Source organism: Stenotrophomonas pictorum JCM 9942, assembly GCF_001310775.1.
Taxonomy (GTDB): domain Bacteria; phylum Pseudomonadota; class Gammaproteobacteria; order Xanthomonadales; family Xanthomonadaceae; genus Stenotrophomonas; species Stenotrophomonas pictorum.
Window position 1 is genome coordinate 1 of the sequence record NZ_BAZI01000793.1, and the last position, 582, is coordinate 582.

Consider the following 582-nt stretch of genomic DNA (forward strand, 5'->3'; position numbering starts at 1 on the left):
CTTGCCCGGGCCGACCACCGCACCGGCGGCGATGAAGGCGTTTGCCTCGATCACCGCGCCATCGAGGATGCACGCGCCCATGCCGATCAGGCAGTAGTCGCCAATCGTGCAGGCGTGGAGGATGCAGCCGTGGCCGACGGTGACGCCCTCGCCGATCAGGGTCGGAAAACCGCCCTTGTTGTACGGACTGTCGTGGCTGACGTGGATGATGGTGCCGTCCTGCACATTGCTGCGCGCGCCGATGCGGATGTGGTTCACATCGCCACGGATCACCGTGCCCGGCCAGATCGAGGCGTCATCGCCGATCCGCACATCACCGATGATCGTGCACGCCGGGTCCACGTACACGCGTTCGCCCACAACGGGCATCTTGTCCAGGAAGGGGCGCAGCGAAGTCATGGCGGAATTCATCGGTGGGATTGCAGTCACGATGATACGCAGTGGCGCCACCGCGTCCCAGCGCGCTGCGGCGCTGGCGCGGCATGCAATGCCTGCACCGGCCCGACGCACAGGGAGCAGCAAGCCTCCACGCCATGGCGGTTACTCGCCGCAGCGATGCCGCGTGCTACTCAGGCCACCTTG

Annotated in this window: 1 protein-coding gene; it reads right to left on the bottom strand. The window is 66.5% G+C overall.

All coding sequences use genetic code 11. The annotated features are described in order from the left end of the window. On the bottom strand, positions 1 to 399 hold a 399-nt coding region (locus tag JCM9942_RS17725; protein ID WP_054661075.1), incomplete at its 3' end, for a gamma carbonic anhydrase family protein. Between the last annotated feature and the right edge of the window lie 183 nt (positions 400 to 582).